The organism is Kitasatospora sp. NPDC029367 (genome assembly GCF_055569135.1).
Genome location: NZ_JBVHYH010000030.1, coordinates 73,600 through 90,104, shown reverse-complemented (window position 1 = coordinate 90,104; position 16,505 = coordinate 73,600). Strand labels below are relative to the sequence as shown.

At 75.9% G+C, this 16,505-nt stretch carries 4 protein-coding genes; 1 reads left to right on the top strand and 3 read right to left on the bottom strand.

The window, feature by feature from the left end:
* Positions 1 to 123 precede the first annotated feature (123 nt).
* The 3 genes from ACZ4W5_RS18790 to ACZ4W5_RS18780 form a co-directional block, all read right to left on the bottom strand.
* Complete coding sequence (locus ACZ4W5_RS18790) at positions 124 to 1,647, bottom strand: FAD-binding oxidoreductase (RefSeq protein ID WP_360242728.1); 1,524 nt, start codon at positions 1,645 to 1,647, stop codon at positions 124 to 126.
* 23 nt (positions 1,648 to 1,670) lie between these two features.
* Positions 1,671 to 2,441, bottom strand: a complete 771-nt coding sequence (locus tag ACZ4W5_RS18785; RefSeq protein ID WP_465655609.1) for a thioesterase II family protein — start codon at positions 2,439 to 2,441, stop codon at positions 1,671 to 1,673.
* A gap of 106 nt (positions 2,442 to 2,547) precedes the next feature.
* A complete protein-coding gene (locus ACZ4W5_RS18780; protein ID WP_465655607.1) occupies positions 2,548 to 4,008 on the bottom strand; it encodes an NDP-hexose 2,3-dehydratase family protein in 1,461 nt (486 codons plus the stop codon).
* Between the two features lie 192 nt (positions 4,009 to 4,200).
* Here ACZ4W5_RS18780 and ACZ4W5_RS18775 point away from each other — a divergent pair, with 192 nt between their 5' ends.
* Positions 4,201 to 16,350, top strand: coding sequence for an SDR family NAD(P)-dependent oxidoreductase (locus tag ACZ4W5_RS18775; RefSeq protein WP_465655605.1), 12,150 nt, complete (start codon positions 4,201 to 4,203; stop codon positions 16,348 to 16,350).
* Positions 16,351 to 16,505: the final 155 nt, after the last annotated feature.

Below are 16,505 nucleotides of genomic sequence, written 5' to 3'. Positions count from 1 at the left end.
TCGTTTGTCTAACCTCCCGAGCCCGCGGGACGTTGTTGTGTCGGAGGGTCCCGAAACCCCCAAAAAACCACAACGCCCCGGAGGGGTTCCCCCCCCCCCCCCCCCGGGGTGGGTGACGGATCGTCAGCGGCCGATGCTCTGCTCGAAGGAGAAGAACCCGTGCGGGTCGTACGCGTTCTTCGCCTCGACCAGCCGCGGATAGTTCTCGGCGTAGTACGACTCCCGCCAGTCCGCCAGCGCGGGGTCGATGTAGTTCTGGTAGGTCTCGTGCGCGGAGTACCGGTCGGTGACGGCGAAGCCGTTGTCGATCCACGCCCGGGCGGCCGCCTGTTCCTCGTCGGTGGCCTTGTCCGCCGGCAGCACGGTCGCCCAGTCCACCGAGAACCGGATGTCGCGGTGGACGTAGGCGGTCGCCGTCCGGCCGATGTCCGAGGAGGCCCCGCCCAGCGCGAAGACGTGCACCATCCGGGCGTGGCCGGCCCGGCGGTCGGCCTCGAAGGCCGCGAGCACCTCGGCCGACCCGGTGGCCGGCATGTTCTCCCGGAACAGTCGCGACCGGCTCAGGCTGAACCCGCTGCGGGGCAGGTTCGCCTGCGGGTTGTCGCCGACCCGGTGGCACTGGGCGACCGAGCTGGTGGAGCACTTGAACCAGGACATCATGCCGCCGCGGTATCCCAGCTCCTGCACGTTGCGGTAGGGCGGCGTCTGGCCGATCGCCGCGGCCAGCGCGTTCAGGTGCGGCGTGAGCTCCTCGGGCGAGCCGATGAAGGTGCCGTCGGTGAGCAGGAACGGTGCGGCGCCCGGGGAGGCGTCGAGCAGGCCGAGCAGGCAGCGGGCGCCGATCTCGCGGGGCGCCGAGTCGGCCAGCCAGTGCTGCCAGCCGTCCAGCACCTTCTCGGCGCTGTCCCAGGGCCAGGCCAGCGTGTAGTTGACCATCCGCGGGATGGTGGTGTGGCGCCGCTCGTAGCGGGTGACGATGCCGAAGTTGCCGCCACCGCCGCCGCGCAGCGCCCAGAACAGCTCGGGGTGCTCCTCCTCGGAGGCGGTCACCACCTTCCCGTCGGCGAGCACGACCTCCGCCGACACCACCGAGTCGGCGCCGAGGCCGAGCGCCCGGGTCTGCCAGCCGACGCCGCCGCCCTGCAGGTAGCCGCCCATCGCGACGGTCGGACAGATCCCGCCCGCGAGCGCCACGCCGTTGGCGGAGGCCGCGTCGACGACGTCCACCAACTGGGCGCCGGGGCCCACGACGGCGGTCTGCGGGCCGAACCGGATCCCGTTGAGCTTCGACACGTCGATGATCAGGCCGGTGGTGGTGGAGTAGCCGCCGTAGCTGTGCCCGCCGCTGCGGGGCACGGCCGGTATGCCGTGGTGGTGGGCGAAGGACAGGCAGGTCCGGACGTCGTCGGCGTCCGCGCAGTAGGCGATGCCGGCCGGGTTCACGGCGTCGAACGCCATGAAGTTCAGCTGCTTGGCGAACGCGTAGTCGGGGTCCTGCGGCCGGACCAGGCGGCCCTTCAGCCGGCTCCCCAGCCGGCTCCAGTCGGACGCCTCCGCCAGGCTGGCCGGGCCTGCTCCCATCGAGCCGAGGCCCGCCGCGGCCAGCGCGAGCGCGCCGCCCTTCAGCAGTGTTCTACGAGTGGGCACGCGTTGATCTCCTTCGTCGTCGTTCAGCGCCGGGCCGTGTGCGCGGCCAGCCGCTCGGTCATCAGGTCCACGATCGGTTGCCGGTGCTCGGCCAGGAAGAAGTGACCGCCGGCGTAGACGTGCAGGTCGAAGCCGGCCGTCGTGTGCCGTTCCCAGGCGCGGACGTCGTCCAGCGAGGTCTTGGGGTCGGCGTCGCCGGCGAGGGCGGTGATCGGGCAGCCCAACTCCGCCTCGCCGGCGAGCCGGTAGGACTCGGCGGCCTTGTAGTCGGCCCGGATCGCCGGCAGCGCCGAGCGCATCAGCTCGTCGTCGGCCAGGACGCGGGTGTCGGTGCCGCTGAGCCGGGCCACTTCGGCGAGCAGGCGGTCGTCGTCGAAGGTGTGCACCAGTTCCCCGCCCGGCCGCGAGGGCGCGCGGCGCCCGGAGGCGAACAGCCGCACCAGGGTCGCCCCCGGGGCGGTCTCGATCCGGCGCGCCAGCTCGAACCCGAGGGTGGCCCCCATGCTGTGGCCGAACAGTGCCACCGGCCGGTCGAGGAACGGGCGCAGCGCCGCGAAGGCGGCGTCGGCCAGGGCCCCGATGTCGTCGATGCAGGGCTCCTGCCGTCGGTCCTGACGGCCGGGGTACTGCGCCGCCAGGACGTCCACGCGCTCCCCGACCGCCTGGGCGAACGGGAAGAAGTAGCTGGCCGCGCCGCCCGCGTGCGGCAGGCAGACCAGCCGCACCGGCGCATCCCGGGCCTCCGGGACGTATCGCCGGAACCAGCGGGCGCCCTCGTCCGAGACCGTCGTCATCGGTTCCCCTCCTGTCTCCGCGGCCGCCCTCCGGCCGTCTCCTCTGCTGTCCCCCACCGCCTGGCCGGCGGTCTCCGCCTGCCTCCGGACGATCCGCACAGCCGTTCTACCAGAGCGAGTTGAGGCAGGCGAGCAGGGTGCGCGCCTGGACGTTGACGCAGTTGCGGTGCTGCACCCAGGCCGTCAGCTGACGGACGGTCATCCAGCGGAAGTCCGGGTGCGGCTCCAGGGCCTCCGGAAGGTCACCGCAGTCGACGACCAGGTAGCGGCACTCGGCGTGGTAGAAGCGGCCGCCCTCCTCGGAGAGCAGGACGTCGTAGCGGACGTTGTCCGTCGCGCCGAGCACGTAGTCGTAGAAGCGGGGCCGCCGCTCCGGCGGAGCGTCCGCGTAGGTGGCGGGGCTGCACTGCACGGTGGGGCCGAGCTCCACGACGTCCAGGAAGCCGGGTTCGACCGCCGCGCGCATCAGGACGTGCAGGACCCCGTCGATCCGGCGGGTCAGGAAGGCGACGACGCCGACGTCGACGGGGGCCAGCAGGGGCTGCTGCCACGCGTCGACCTCGCGCCGGCCGCGCACCGAGACGCCGATGATGCGGAAGTGCTTGCCCTGCCGGTGCGCGATCTCGTCGTCCGACACCTGCCACTCCCGGAGCCCGGTCAGTTCGACCGGTCCGACGGCGAGCGGGGTGTCGACCCGCACGTCGTTGAGCCAGGCGGAGATCTCGGCGTCGGTGTGGCGGCCGTCGGTGTCGGCGGCCCGCAGGGAGTGCCACAGGTCGGCGGCGAACTCCGGGTCGGACGCGTCCGCCGACGGGCCGTCCGAGCCGTCCGGCAGTCCGTCCGTGGCGATCGGCACGCAGGCGAGCACCGTCCGGGAGTCCATGTTGACCAGGTTCGGCACGGCCAGCAGTCGCCGTATCTGACCGTACGTCAGCCACCGGAAGTTGTCCCGGACCTCGATCTCCTCGGTGGTCTCCACGACCATGTTGCGGTTGCGCTTGCCCAGGAACCAGGCGCCCTGCTCGGACTGGAGCACATCGGCGATCACCCGGCCCCGGCCTTCCGGCAGGAAGTGGTCCAGATACGGGATCGCCGCCCCGCCGTGCACCTTGGTGTAGTTGCTCCGGGTGGCCTGCACGGTCGGCGACAGCTGGAGCTGCCGACGGTTTCCCGGCTCGATCTTGGCCTGCATCAGGAAGTGCAGGACGCCCCCGAACTCCTTGGCCAGCAAGCCGAGTATGCCGACCTCGGGCTGATGGATGAGCGGTTGCTGCCAGGCCCGCGGTCCGGGCCCGGTCGAGGTGACGCCCGCCCCCTGGATGCTGAAGAACTTCCCGCTGTCGTGGACGAGCGAGGCCCTGTCCTCGGTGAAGTGCCAGCCCTTGAGGTCGGCCAGCGGGACCCGCTCGACCGTCATCCGGTCGGTCGTCTCACGCTCGCCGAGCCAGGCCGCGAACTCCTCGTTCGTCGTCAGGACACCCTCGGTGGCCAGCCCCGACCGCGTGACGCGCGGGCCGTCGGGCAGGACCTCGGCCGACGCGGACGGCCGACTGAGAATTTCGCTCATAATTCACCCCTCTGCAGAAGCGCCGGCACATATGGTGGCGCCCCGCTTTAAACCCGCGCTAAAACCGGCCGAATTCCCGCCCGGAGGCCCCTGTTCCGGCATGCGGTTTTAGCATCGGCCAAGGCCTCCGTTAGCCGCCGGTGCGATTCTCGGCGGCAATTCCTATTGACCGATGCGAGGCGGGGAAAGCGGATGAATTCCGACTCGGCTGCTCTGGGCCCGACGGCCAACGAGGCGAAGCTGCGTGACTATCTGAATCGGACGACCGCGGGTCTCCGTCAGGTCCGCCGACGCCTCGCGGAGGTCGAGGACCGCGAGCACGAGCCCATCGCGGTGGTGTCCATGGGCTGCCGTTTCCCCGGCGGGGTGGACTCGCCCGAGGCGCTCTGGGAACTGCTGCTGTCGGAGCGGGACGCCGTCGCCCGCGTCCCCGGCGACCGCGGGTGGGACATCGACGACATCTACGACCCCGACCCCGACGCCCCCGGCAGGAGCTACACCCGGGACGGCTCGTTCCTGGAGGGCGCCGACCGCTTCGACGCCGACTTCTTCGGGATCAGCCCCCGTGAGGCCCTCGCGATGGACCCGCAGCAGCGCCAGCTGCTGGAGGTCGCGTGGGAGACCTTCGAGCGGGCCGGAATCCCTCCCGCGGCACTGCGCGGGACCCGCACCGGGGTGTTCGTCGGCAGCATCGGGCAGACCTACAACCAGAGCCTCGCGCCGGCCGTCGACCAGGTCGAGGGCTACGTCCTGACCGGCACCCAGAGCAGCATCATGTCCGGGCGGATCGCCTACGCGTACGGGCTGGAGGGCCCGGCGCTCACGGTGGACACCGCGTGCTCCTCCTCTGCGGCGGCCCTGCACCTGGCGATCCGGGCGCTGCGCGGCGGCGAGTGCGACCGGGCCCTGGCCGGCGGGGTCACCATCATGGCCACCTCCGCCTGGTACACCGAGTTCAGCCGCCAGCGCGGCCTGGCTCCGGACGGGCGCTGCAAGCCGTTCGCGGCCGCCGCCGACGGCCTGGGCTGGGGCGAGGGCGTCGGCCTGCTGATGCTGCGACGGCTGTCGGACGCCCACCGGGACGGCGACCGCGTGCTGGCCGTGCTGCGCGGCTCGGCGGTCAACTCGGACGGCGCCAGCAACGGCCTGACCTCGCCCAACGGGCCGTCCCAGCAGCGGGTCATCGAGCTGGCGCTGGCCGATGCCCGGCTGACCACCGGGGACGTCGACGCCGTCGAGGCGCACGGCACCGGCACCACGCTCGGCGACCCGATCGAGGCCCAGGCGCTGCTCGCCACCTACGGACGGGACCGGACCGACGGCGAGCCGCTCTGGCTCGGCTCGGTGAAGTCCAACATCGGCCACCCGCAGGGCGCCGCCGGGGTGGCGGGCGTCATCAAGATGGTGCTGGCGCTCCAGCACGGGCTGCTCCCGAGGACCCTGCACGTCGACGCCCCGACACCGCACGTCAACTGGGAGGCGGGCAACGTCCGGCTGCTGACCTCGGCCCGGCCGTGGCCGGAGACCGGGCGGCCGCGCCGCGCCGCCGTCTCCTCGTTCGGCGTCGGCGGAACCAACGCTCACATCGTCCTGGAGGCCGCACCGCCGCGCCCGGAGCCGGCCGTCCCGGAGCCGGCCGCCCCCGACGCCGCCCCCGACGCCGCCCCCGACGCCACTCCCGACGCCGACGCCGCGCCCGCCGCTTCCGCCGAGGCCGCCGCCGCGCCCCTGCTGGCCGACGGCGCCCTCCCCTGGCTGGTGTCGGCCCGCAGCGAGCGCTCCCTGCGCGGCCAGGCCCAGCGGCTGCTGGACTTCGCGGCCGCCCGCCCCGAGCTGCCGTCCGCCGACGCCGCGCACGCGCTGGCCGTCGAGCGCGAGCACCACGAGCACCGCGCGGCGGTCGTCGCCGGCACCCGTGAGGAGCTGTTGGACGGCCTGCGGGCACTGGCCGACGGAAAGCCCGGCGCCCACGTCGTCCGCGGCCGGGGCACCACGGCCCGAACGGTGTTCGTGTTCCCCGGGCAGGGCTCCCAGTGGGAGCACATGGCGGTCGACCTGCTGGAGGACTCCGCGGTCTTCCGCGAGCACCTGCACGCCTGCGCCGACGCCCTCGCCCCCTACACCGACTGGTCGCTCCTCGACGTGCTGCACGGCGCGCCGGACGCACCGACGCTGGACCGGGTCGACGTGGTGCAGCCGGCGCTGTTCGCCGTGATGGTCTCGCTGGCCCGCGTGTGGCAGGCCGCCGGGGTCCGTCCGGACGCGGTGGTGGGCCACTCCCAGGGCGAGATCGCGGCCGCCCACATCGCCGGGGCGCTGTCGCTGGACGCCGCCGCGCGGATCGTGGCGCTGCGCAGCCGCGCCCTGCTCGACCTGGCCGGCACCGGCGGCATGGCCTCCGTGCCGCTGCCGGCGGCGGAGACCGCGCGGCTGCTGGACCGCCCGGACCGGCGGAGCCTGAGCGTCGCCGCGGTCAACGCACCGGGCTCCACGGTGGTGGCGGGCGCGCCGGAGGAGCTGCGGGAACTGGTCGACGCGTGCCGGGCCGACCGGATCCCGGCTCGGCTGATCCCGGTCGACTACGCCTCGCACACCCCGTTCGTGGAGGCCGTCAGGGAACGGATCGGGGAGGCGCTGGCCGGGATCGTGCCGCAGCCGACCGGCGTCCCCTTCTACTCCACCGTCACGGCGGCTCCGCTCGGCCCGGAGGAGGCCCTCGACCCGGCGTACTGGTACCGCAACCTGCGGCAGCCGGTGCGCTTCGAGGAGACCACCCGGGCCCTGCTGGCCGACGGGCACACGCTGTTCATCGAGGTGAGCGCCCACCCGGTGCTCACCGCCTCGATCCAGGACACGATCGAGGACGCCGGTGCCGAGGCGGTCGCGCACGGCACGCTCCGGCGCGACCACGGCGACCGGGCCCGGCTGCTGGAGTCCTTCGCCGAGGCGCACGTCAACGGCGCCCGCCCGGACTGGACGCGGATCGCGCCCGGCCGCCCGGCGACGCCCGTCGACCTGCCGACCTACGCCTTCGCCGGGGAGCGCTACTGGCCGGACGCGGCCGGGGCCGCCGGCGACGTCCGGTCGGCCGGGCTGGGCTCGGCCGACCACCCGCTGCTGGCCGCCGAGACCGTGCTGGCCGACGGCACCGGCCACCTGTTCTCCGGCCGGCTGTCGCTGCGCACCCATCCCTGGCTGGCCGACCACGCGGTCCACGGCTCGGTGATCGTGCCGGCCACCGGGTTCGCCGAACTCGCCCTGCACGCGGCGTTCCGGGTCGGCTGCGGCGAACTGGCCGAACTGACCCTGCACGCCCCGCTGGTGCTGCCCGGGCGGGACGCGGTCCGGATCCAGGTGATGGTCGGCGCGCCGGGACCGGACGGCGAGCGCGCCGTCGGCATCCACTCGCAGCCGGAGGACGACGGCCCGGACTCCGAGGACGTCCCGTGGACCCGCCACGCGACCGGGGTGCTGGCCCCGTCCGCGCCGCCGGCGGAGCAGCCCGTCGAGGAGTGGCCGCCGACGGGGGCGACCCGGCTGGAGACGGCGGAGGTGTATCCGCGGCTCGGCGCCCTCGGCCTGGAGTACGGCCCGGTCTTCCGGGGGCTGCGGGCCGCCTGGCGGCTGGGTGACGACCTGTTCGCGGAGGTCGAGCTGCCCTCGGGCGCCGACGTCCGCGGGTTCGCCCTGCATCCGGCGCTGTTCGACGCCGCACTGCACGTGACGGCGCTGAGCGGCGCCGAGCACGACGGCCGGACCAGGTTGCCGTTCGCCTGGCGCGGGGTGGCCGTGCACGCCGTCGGGGCGACGGCGGTGCGGGTGCGGCTCACGCTGTCCGGGCCGGAGACCGTCGGGCTGTCGATCACGGACCGGAGCGGCGCACCGGTGGCCTCGGTGGAGGCACTGACGGTACGGCCGCTCGCCGACGGGCGGAGCGCCGCGCCGGCCGTCCGCCGGGACGCGCTGTACCGCCTCTCCTGGCAGCCCGTGACGGCAACCGCCGAGCGCGACGACCCGGCCGGCTGGGCGGTGCTCGGCGCGTTCCCGCACCCCGTCGAGTGGCTCGACGGGCGGCCCCGGGAGGCCGACGACCTCGCGGCACTGCTGCGGGAGGCCGACGCGGGCGTGCCGCTCCCGGCGACGGTGGTCGCGTTCGCCACGGCGCGGGGCCCAGCCGGAGCCGGGGGCGCCGCGGGTCCGGACACCGGAGCCGGGGGCGCGGCGGGTCCGGACACCGGTGCCGGGGAGCCGGTCGACGGCGCCCATGCCACCACCCACCGGATCCACGGCCTGGTCCAGCAGTGGCTGGCCGACGAGCGGCTGGAGGACAGCCGGCTGGTCGTGGTCACCGAGCACGCGGTCGCCGTCCGGGCCGGGGAGCACGTCACCGGCCTGGCCGACGCCCCCGCCTGGGGCTTCGTACGGGTCGCCCAGCTGGAGCGGCCGGATCGGTTCGCCCTGGTGGACCTCGACGGCCGGGAGTCCTCCGTGCGCCGGCTGCCCGAGGCCCTCGCCGCGCAGGAGCCGCAGCTCGCCCTGCGCGACGGCTCCGCCTTCGCGGCCCGGCTGGTCCACGCCGACACCGAGGCCCTGCTGACCCCGCCCGCGGACGCCGCCTGGCGGCTGTCGACCACCGCGGCGGGCACCGTCGACAACCTCGTCCTGGAGCCCTCCCCCGCCCTCGAACGGCCGCTGGAGGCCGGGGAGGTACGGGTCGCCGTCCGGGCCGCCGGGGTGAACTTCCGCGACGTGCTGATCGCGCTCGGCCTGTACCCGGGCGAGGCGGCCATCGGCAGCGAGGCCGCCGGCGTGGTGCTGGAGACCGGCCCGGGCGTCACCGGCCTCGCGCCCGGCGACGCCGTCATGGGGCTGTTCCCGGAGGGCGCGGTCGGCCCCGTGGCGGTGGCCGACCGGCGCGCGCTGACCCGGGTGCCGTCCGGCTGGACGTTCGTCCAGGCCGCCGCGGCACCGGTCGCGTTCCTGACCGCCTACTACGCGCTGCACGACCTGGCGGGGCTGCGGCCCGGGCAGCGGCTGCTCGTGCACGCCGCCACCGGCGGGGTCGGCACGGCCGCCGTGCAGCTGGCCCGGCACTGGGGCGCGGAGGTCTTCGCGACCGCCAGCCGCCCCAAGTGGGACGCGCTCCGCTCGGCGGGCTTCGACGACGCGCACATCGCCGACTCCCGGACGCTCGCCTTCGAGGAGGAGTTCCTGGCCGCGACCGGCGGGGAGGGCTTCGACGTCGTCCTGGACTCACTGGCCGGCGACTTCGTGGACGCCTCGCTCCGCCTGCTGCCCCGCGGCGGGTCCTTCCTGGAGATGGGCAAGACCGACGTCCGCGACGCCGACGAGGTGGCGACCCGGCACCCGGGCGTCGACTACCGGGCGTTCGAGACGGTCGAGGCGGGCCCGGACCACGTCCGGGGGATGCTCGCGGAGCTGGGCCGGCTGTTCGAGGAGGGAGTCCTGCACCCCCTCCCGGTCAGCGCCTTCGACGTCCGCGCGGCGCCCCAGGCGTTCCGGCTGATGAGCCAGGCCAAGCACACCGGCAAGCTCGTCCTCACCGTCCCCCGGCCGCTCGCCGCCGACGGCACCGTGCTGGTGACCGGCGGCACCGGCACGCTCGGCGCGGCGGTCGCCCGGCACCTGGTCGCCGAGCACGGCGTCCGGCACCTGCTGCTGGTGGGCCGGCGCGGCCCCGACGCGGCCGGAGCCGGCGAACTCCGGGCCGAGTTGGCCGCGGCGGGCGCCGAGGTGACCGTGCTGGCCTGCGACACGGCCGACCGGGAGGAGCTGCGACGGGTGCTCGGCACGATCCCGCCCGAGCACCCGCTCACCGCCGTCGTGCACTCCGCGGGCGTCACCGACGACGCCGCCGTCACCGTCCTGGAGCCCGGTCAGCTCGGCCCGGTGCTGCGCCCCAAGGTCGACGCCGCCTGGCACCTGCACGAGCTCACCCGCGACCTCGACCTCACCGCGTTCGTGCTGTTCTCCTCGCTCGCCGGCACTCTCGGCAACCCGGGGCAGGCCAACTACGCGGCGGGCAACACCTTCCTCGACGCGCTGGCGGCGCACCGGCACGCGCTGGGCCTGCCCGCGGTCTCGCTCGCCTGGGGCCTGTGGGAGAGCGCCAGCGGCATCACCGCCGACCTCTTCGAGGAGAAGCAGCACGCCGTCGCGCACAGCCTGCTCACCACCATGTCCGACGCCGAGGCGCTCGCGTTGTTCGACGCCGGGCTCGCCGGGGGCCGCGCCGACCTGGTCCCCGCCGGGATCAACCTGGCCGCGGTCCGGGCGGCGGCCGAGACCCGGGCGGCGCCCGCGGTACTGCGCGGCTTCCTGCGCCCCGCCCGCCGCCGGGCCGGCGGCCGGAGCGCCGTCCAGGGCTCGCTGGCGCGGGAACTCGCCGGCCGTTCCGCGGCCGAGCAGCGCGGCCTGCTGCTGGACCTGGTGCGCGGCAACGTCGGCGCCGTGCTCGGCCACCCCGCGCCGGAGACGATCGACCCCCGGCGCCCGTTCCAGGAGATCGGGTTCGACTCGCTGACCGCCGTCGAACTGCGCAACCGCCTGAACACCGAGACCGGCCTGCGGCTGCCCGCCACCCTGGTCTTCGACCACCCGAGCGCGGCCGCGCTCGCCGAGTACCTGCGCGAGCGGCTGGGCGGCCGGACCGAGGGCGCCGCCGTCAGCGCCAGGGCCGCGTCCGGCGGCACCGACGAGCCGGTCGTGATCGTCGCGATGGCCTGCCGTTTCCCGGGCGGAGTCCGGTCCCCGGACGACCTGTGGGACGTGGTCGACACCGGCCGGGAGACGGTGGCGGGCTTCCCCGAGGACCGCGGCTGGGACCTGGACACCCTCTTCGACCCCGACCCCGACCACCCCGGCACCTCGTACGTCGACCGGGGCGGCTTCCTGGAGGAGGCCGGGCACTTCGACGCCGAGTTCTTCGGCATGAGCCCGCGTGAGGCGCTGGGAACCGACCCGCAGCAGCGCGTCCTGCTGGAGACCGCCTGGGAGGCCCTGGAGCGGGCCGGCATTCCCGCCGGGACGCTGCGGCGCAGCCGTACCGGCGTCTTCGTCGGCATGACGTCCTACGGATACCCGGCCGGCGCGTCGCGGGAGGCCGAGGCGGTCGAGGGCTACCTGCTGACCGGTGCGGCCAGCAGCGTCGCGTCCGGCCGGATCGCCTACGCCCTCGGCCTGGAGGGCCCGGCGATGACCGTCGACACGGCCTGCTCGTCGTCGCTGGTGGCGCTGCACCTGGCAGCGCAGTCGCTGCGCAACGGCGAGTGCGACCTCGCGCTGGCCGGCGGCGTCACCGTGATGCCCTCACCGAGCGTCTTCGTCGGCTTCAGCCGCCAGCGCGGCCTGGCGCCGGACGGGCACTGCAAGCCGTTCGGGGCGGGCGCCGACGGCACCGTCTTCTCCGAGGGCGTCGGTCTGCTGCTGGTCGAGCGGCTGTCGGACGCCCGGCGCAACGGGCACCAGGTGCTCGCGGTGGTGCGCGGCTCCGCCGTGAACTCCGACGGCACCAGCAACGGCCTGACCGCCCCCAACGGGCCCTCCCAGCAGCGGGTGATCGAGCAGGCCCTCGCCAGTGCGGGCATCACCCCGGCGGACGTGGACGCGGTCGAGGCGCACGGCACCGGGACGACGCTCGGCGACCCGATCGAGGCCCAGGCGCTGCTGGCCACCTACGGGCAGGACCGGCCCGACGGGCAGCCGCTCTGGATCGGCTCGGTCAAGTCCAACATCGGCCACACCCAGCAGGCCGCCGGCGTGGCGAGCGTGATCAAGACGGTCCAGGCGATGCGGCACGGCCGGCTGCCGGCGATCCTGCACGTCGACGAGCCAACGCCGCACGTCGACTGGGAGTCCGGAGCCGTCTCGGTGCTCACCAGGGCGGTGCCGTGGCCGGAGACCGGGCGGGCCCGGCGGGCGGGCGTGTCCGCGTTCGGCATCAGCGGCACCAACGCCCACGTCATCCTGGAGCAGCCGGCCGCCGCCGACCGCGCCACCGCGCCGGCACCCGCCGCCGCCGACCCGGCCGTCCTGGTACCGGACCCGGGCACCGCCGCGCTGCCCTGGCCGGTGTCGGGCAGGACGCCGACGGCGCTGCGCGCCCAGGCCGCCCGGCTCGCCGGGTACGCGGCGGGCGACGGCGCGGCCGACCCGGCCGACACGGCCTGGGCGCTGGCCACCGGCCGGGAGGCGTTCGAGCACCGCGCCGTGGTCCTCGGCCGCGACCGCGACGACCTGGCGGCAGCGCTGGCCGCGCTCGCCGCCGACCGGCCGCACCCGGCACTGGTCCACGGCCCGGCCGCCGCCTCCGGGCCGGGCCGAACCGTCCTGGTCTTCCCCGGCCAGGGCTCGCAGTGGGACGGCATGGCGCTCGACCTGCTGGAACGCTCACCGGTGTTCGCCGCGCACCTGGCCGCCTGCGCCGACGCGATCGACCGCCACACCGACTGGTCGCTGCTCGACACCCTGCGCGGCGGACCGGGCGCGGCCGACCTGTCGCGGGTCGACGTGGTCCAGCCCGCGCTGTTCGCCGTGATGACCTCGCTGGCCGAGCTCTGGAAGTCCGCCGGTGTCCTCCCGGACGCGGTCGTCGGCCACTCCCAGGGGGAGATCGCCGCCGCCTACGTGGCGGGGGCGCTGTCGCTGGACGACGCGGCCCGCGTGGTCGCACTCCGCAGCAAGGTCCTGACCCGGCTCGCCGGGACGGGCACCATGGCCTCGGTGCCGCTGCCCGCCGAGGAGGTGGCCGCCCGCCTGGCCGAGGCCGACGACGTCCACCTGGCCGCGGTCAACGGGCCGGACAGCACGGTCGTCGCGGGCGGCGCGGACGCCGTCCGGGCGTTCGTCGAGCGGTACCGGGCCGAGGGCGTCCGGGCCCGGCTGATCCCCGTCGACTACGCCTCGCACACCCCGCACATCGACGCGCTGCGCGACGAGCTGCTGGAGGTGCTGGCCCCCGTCAGCCCGCGGACCGGCACCGTGCCGTTCTACTCCACCCTCACCGGCACGATCGTCGACACCGCCGAACTGGACGCCGACTACTGGTACCGCAACCTGCGGCACACCGTCCGGTTCGCCGAGGCCACCGAGGCGCTGCTGGGCAGCGGCCACCGGCTGTTCGTCGAGTCCGCGCCGCACCCGGTGCTGACCGTCGGCGTGCAGCAGACCATCGAACGCGCCGAGGTCCCGGCGCACGCCCTCGGCACCCTGCGGCGCGACGAGGACGGCGGCCGCGAGCTGCTGGCCGCCCTCGCCCGGGCCTACACCCACGGCGCCCCGGTCGACTGGACGACGGTGCTCGCCCCCGCCACCGCACGGCCCGCCCTGCCGACGTACGCGTTCCAGCGCACCCCGTACTGGCTCAAGCCCTCGACGGTGGCCGGCGACGTCTCGGCCGCCGGACTGGCCGACACCGGGCACCCGCTGGTCTCGGCCGGGCTGTCGGTCGCTGCCGACGGCCGGCGGATCCTCAGCGGGCGGGTCTCCCTGCGCAGCCACCCGTGGCTGTCCGACCACCGGGTGGAGGACGCCGCCCTGGTGCCCGGCACCGCCTTCGTCGAACTGGCGCTGTACGCGGCGCGCGAGACCGGCTGCGCGGCGGTGGACGAGATCACCCTGCTCGCGCCGCTGGTGCTTCCCGAGCAGGGCGCCGTCCAGCTGCAGGTCGTCGTCCTGGCCGAGGAGGACGGTGCGCGCCCCGTCACGGTGCACTCGCGCCCCGAGTCCGACGACCCCGACGCGGAGTGGACGCTCCACGCCACCGGGTCGCTGGCCGTGGCCGCGGGCCCGGCGGCGGAGCCGCTGACCGTGTGGCCGCCGGACGGGGCCGAACGGCTCGACGCCGGCGCCGCGTACGACCGCTTCACCGCCAAGGGCCAGGTCTACGGGCCGGTGTTCCAGGGCTTGCGGGCGGTCTGGCGGCGGGAGGGCGACCTCTACGCCGAGGTCGCTCTCCCCGAGGACGTCGACCCGGAGGGGTTCGGTGTCCACCCCGCACTGCTCGACGCCGCCCTGCACGCCCTGATGGCGGCGCCGCCCGCACCGGCCGACGCGGCAGACGGGTCGGCGGTGCTGCTGCCGTTCTCGTGGACCGGTCTCTCGCTGGAGGCGGCCGCCGGGCGCACGCTGCGCGTCCGGGTGCGCTCCGGCGCCGACCGCTCCGTGGGGCTGGACCTGGCCGACGGCGCCGGCCGCCCGCTCGGGCGGATCGGGGCGCTGCGGCTGCGGCCGCTGACCCAGGGCCCGGGTGGGCTCGGGGCCGGCCGCGGCCGGGGGCCGCTGCTGGCCACCCGGTGGGTCGAGGCCGGCCCGGCCGGCGAGGCCGCGCCGTCGCTGGCCCTGGTCGGCGTGGCCGGCGTCACCGGCGACCGCTCCCCCCGGTACGCCGACCTGGACGCGCTGCGCGCGGCCGTCGCGGCCGGCGCCCCGGCACCGGACGCCGTGGTGGTGGACTGCGGCGCCGCGCGGGCGGGGTCGGGCGACCCGGCCGAACGGGCGCGCCGGGCGACCCGCCACGCGCTGGGACTGGTCCAGCAGTGGCTGACCGAGGAGGCGTTCGCCGGGGCGACGCTGGTCCTGCTCTCGCGCGGCGCGGTCGCCGTCACGGACCGGGACGGCACGCCCGTCACCGCGCACGAGGACGTGCCGGACCTCGCTGCGGCCGCCGTCTGGGGGCTGGTCCGCAGCGCGCAGTCGGAGAACCCGTTCAGGTTCCTGCTCGTCGACGTGGACGCGGACACCACCGAGGACGCGCTCGCCGCGGCCGTCGCCGCCGGGGAGCCGCAGGCCGCGGTGCGCGGAGGCAGGGTCCACCTGCCTCGGCTGGCCCGGCCGGCGGCCGCCGCGCCCGTGCCCTCGGCTGCGTCCGTGCCCTTGGCTGCGTCCGTGCCGGGGTCCACGCCGGGGTCCGGGCCCGTGCCGGGGTCGGCGCCCTCGTCCTTCGGGCCGGGCGGCACGGTCCTGGTCACCGGCGGCACCGGCACCCTGGGCGGCCTCGTCGCCCGACACCTGGTGACCGCGCACGGCGTCGACCACCTGCTGCTGATCAGCCGCAGCGGCCCGCTGGCGGACGGCGCCGGCGAGCTGGCCGCCGAACTGGGCGGCCTCGGCGCCACCGTCACCGTCACCGCCTGCGACACGGCGGACCGCGAGGCACTCGCCGCGGTGCTCGCGGCGGTCCCCGACGAGCACCCGCTGACCGCGGTGGTGCACGCCGCCGGGACGCTGGACGACGCCACCGTGGCCGGGCTCACCCCGGAGCGGCTCGACGGCGTGCTGCGCCCGAAGGCCGACGCCGCGTGGCACCTGCACGCCCTGACCGAGCACCTCGGGCTGTCGGCGTTCGTGCTGTTCTCCTCCGCCGCGGGCGTCCTCGGCGCCCCCGGCCAGGCCAACTACGCCGCCGCCAACAGCTTCCTCGATGCGCTCGCCACCCACCGGCAGGCCCGGGGGCTGCCCGCGGTGTCCCTGGCCTGGGGCCCGTGGGAGCAGACCAGCGCGCTCACCGCCCACACGGAGGGCGCCCGGGGGACCGGCCCGGTCCGCCGCGGCCTCGCCCGGCTCACCACGCCGGACGCGCTGGACCGCTTCGACGCCGCCCTCGACGCGGGCCCCGCGGCCCTGGTCCTGGCCGAACTCGACCTGCGGGCACTGCGCGCCCAGGCGGCCGCCGACGCCCTGCCGCCGGTCCTGCGCGGACTGGTCCGGGTGCCGCAGCGCCGGGCGGACGACACCGGCCCCGCCCTCGCCGAACGGCTCACCGGCCGGGCACCGGCCGACCAGCTGGCCCTGGTGGCCGAGGTGGTGCACGGCCACACGGCCGCCGTCCTGGGCCACGGCTCACCCGCCGGCATCGCCATCGACCGCGCCTTCCAGGAGCTGGGCTTCGACTCGCTGACCGCGATCGAGCTGCGCAACCGGCTCAGCCGGGCGACCGGTCTCACGCTGCCGGCCACCCTGGTCTTCGACTACCCGACGGTGGGGGCCCTGGCCGCGTACCTGAGGGAGCGTCTCGCCCCGCCGGAGCAGTCGCCCGCCGAGACGGTGCTCGCCTACCTCGACCAGCTGGAGGCGGCGTTGGCGGCGCTGCCCCAGGAGGACTCGGACGCCTCGATCGACCAGCGCCTGCGACTGCTGGCCTTCCGCCCGAGGACCGCACCCGGCGGCCCGCAGGATGCGGGCGCGGGGAACGGATCCGCAGGCGCACCCGCGGACGGGGCCACCGACGGCACGACCGACGGCGCCCCGGGCGGCGCCGGGATCGGGACGGCCTCGGCCGACGAGCTGATGGACCTGATCGACCGCGAGTTCCGCCAGGGGTGACCGTCGCCGGGGGGAGCGGCTCCGGCCGGTCCCCCCCCCGGCCGCGGGCCCCTGGCCCGGACCCGTCACCGGCCTCACGTGCCCGGAACGCCCTCACCTGCCCGGAACGCAGCGGACCCCCTTCGGCGAGGACATGATCCTCGCCGAAGGGGGTC

Bases quoted from the DNA above. Each gene is read 5' to 3' on its own strand.
- ACZ4W5_RS18785 (WP_465655609.1), bottom strand. From the start codon at position 2,441: ATGACGACGGTCTCGGACGAGGGCGCCCGCTGGTTCCGGCGATACGTC.
- ACZ4W5_RS18780 (WP_465655607.1), bottom strand. From the start codon at position 4,008: ATGAGCGAAATTCTCAGTCGGCCGTCCGCGTCGGCCGAGGTCCTGCCC.
- ACZ4W5_RS18775 (WP_465655605.1), top strand. From the start codon at position 4,201: ATGAATTCCGACTCGGCTGCTCTGGGCCCGACGGCCAACGAGGCGAAG.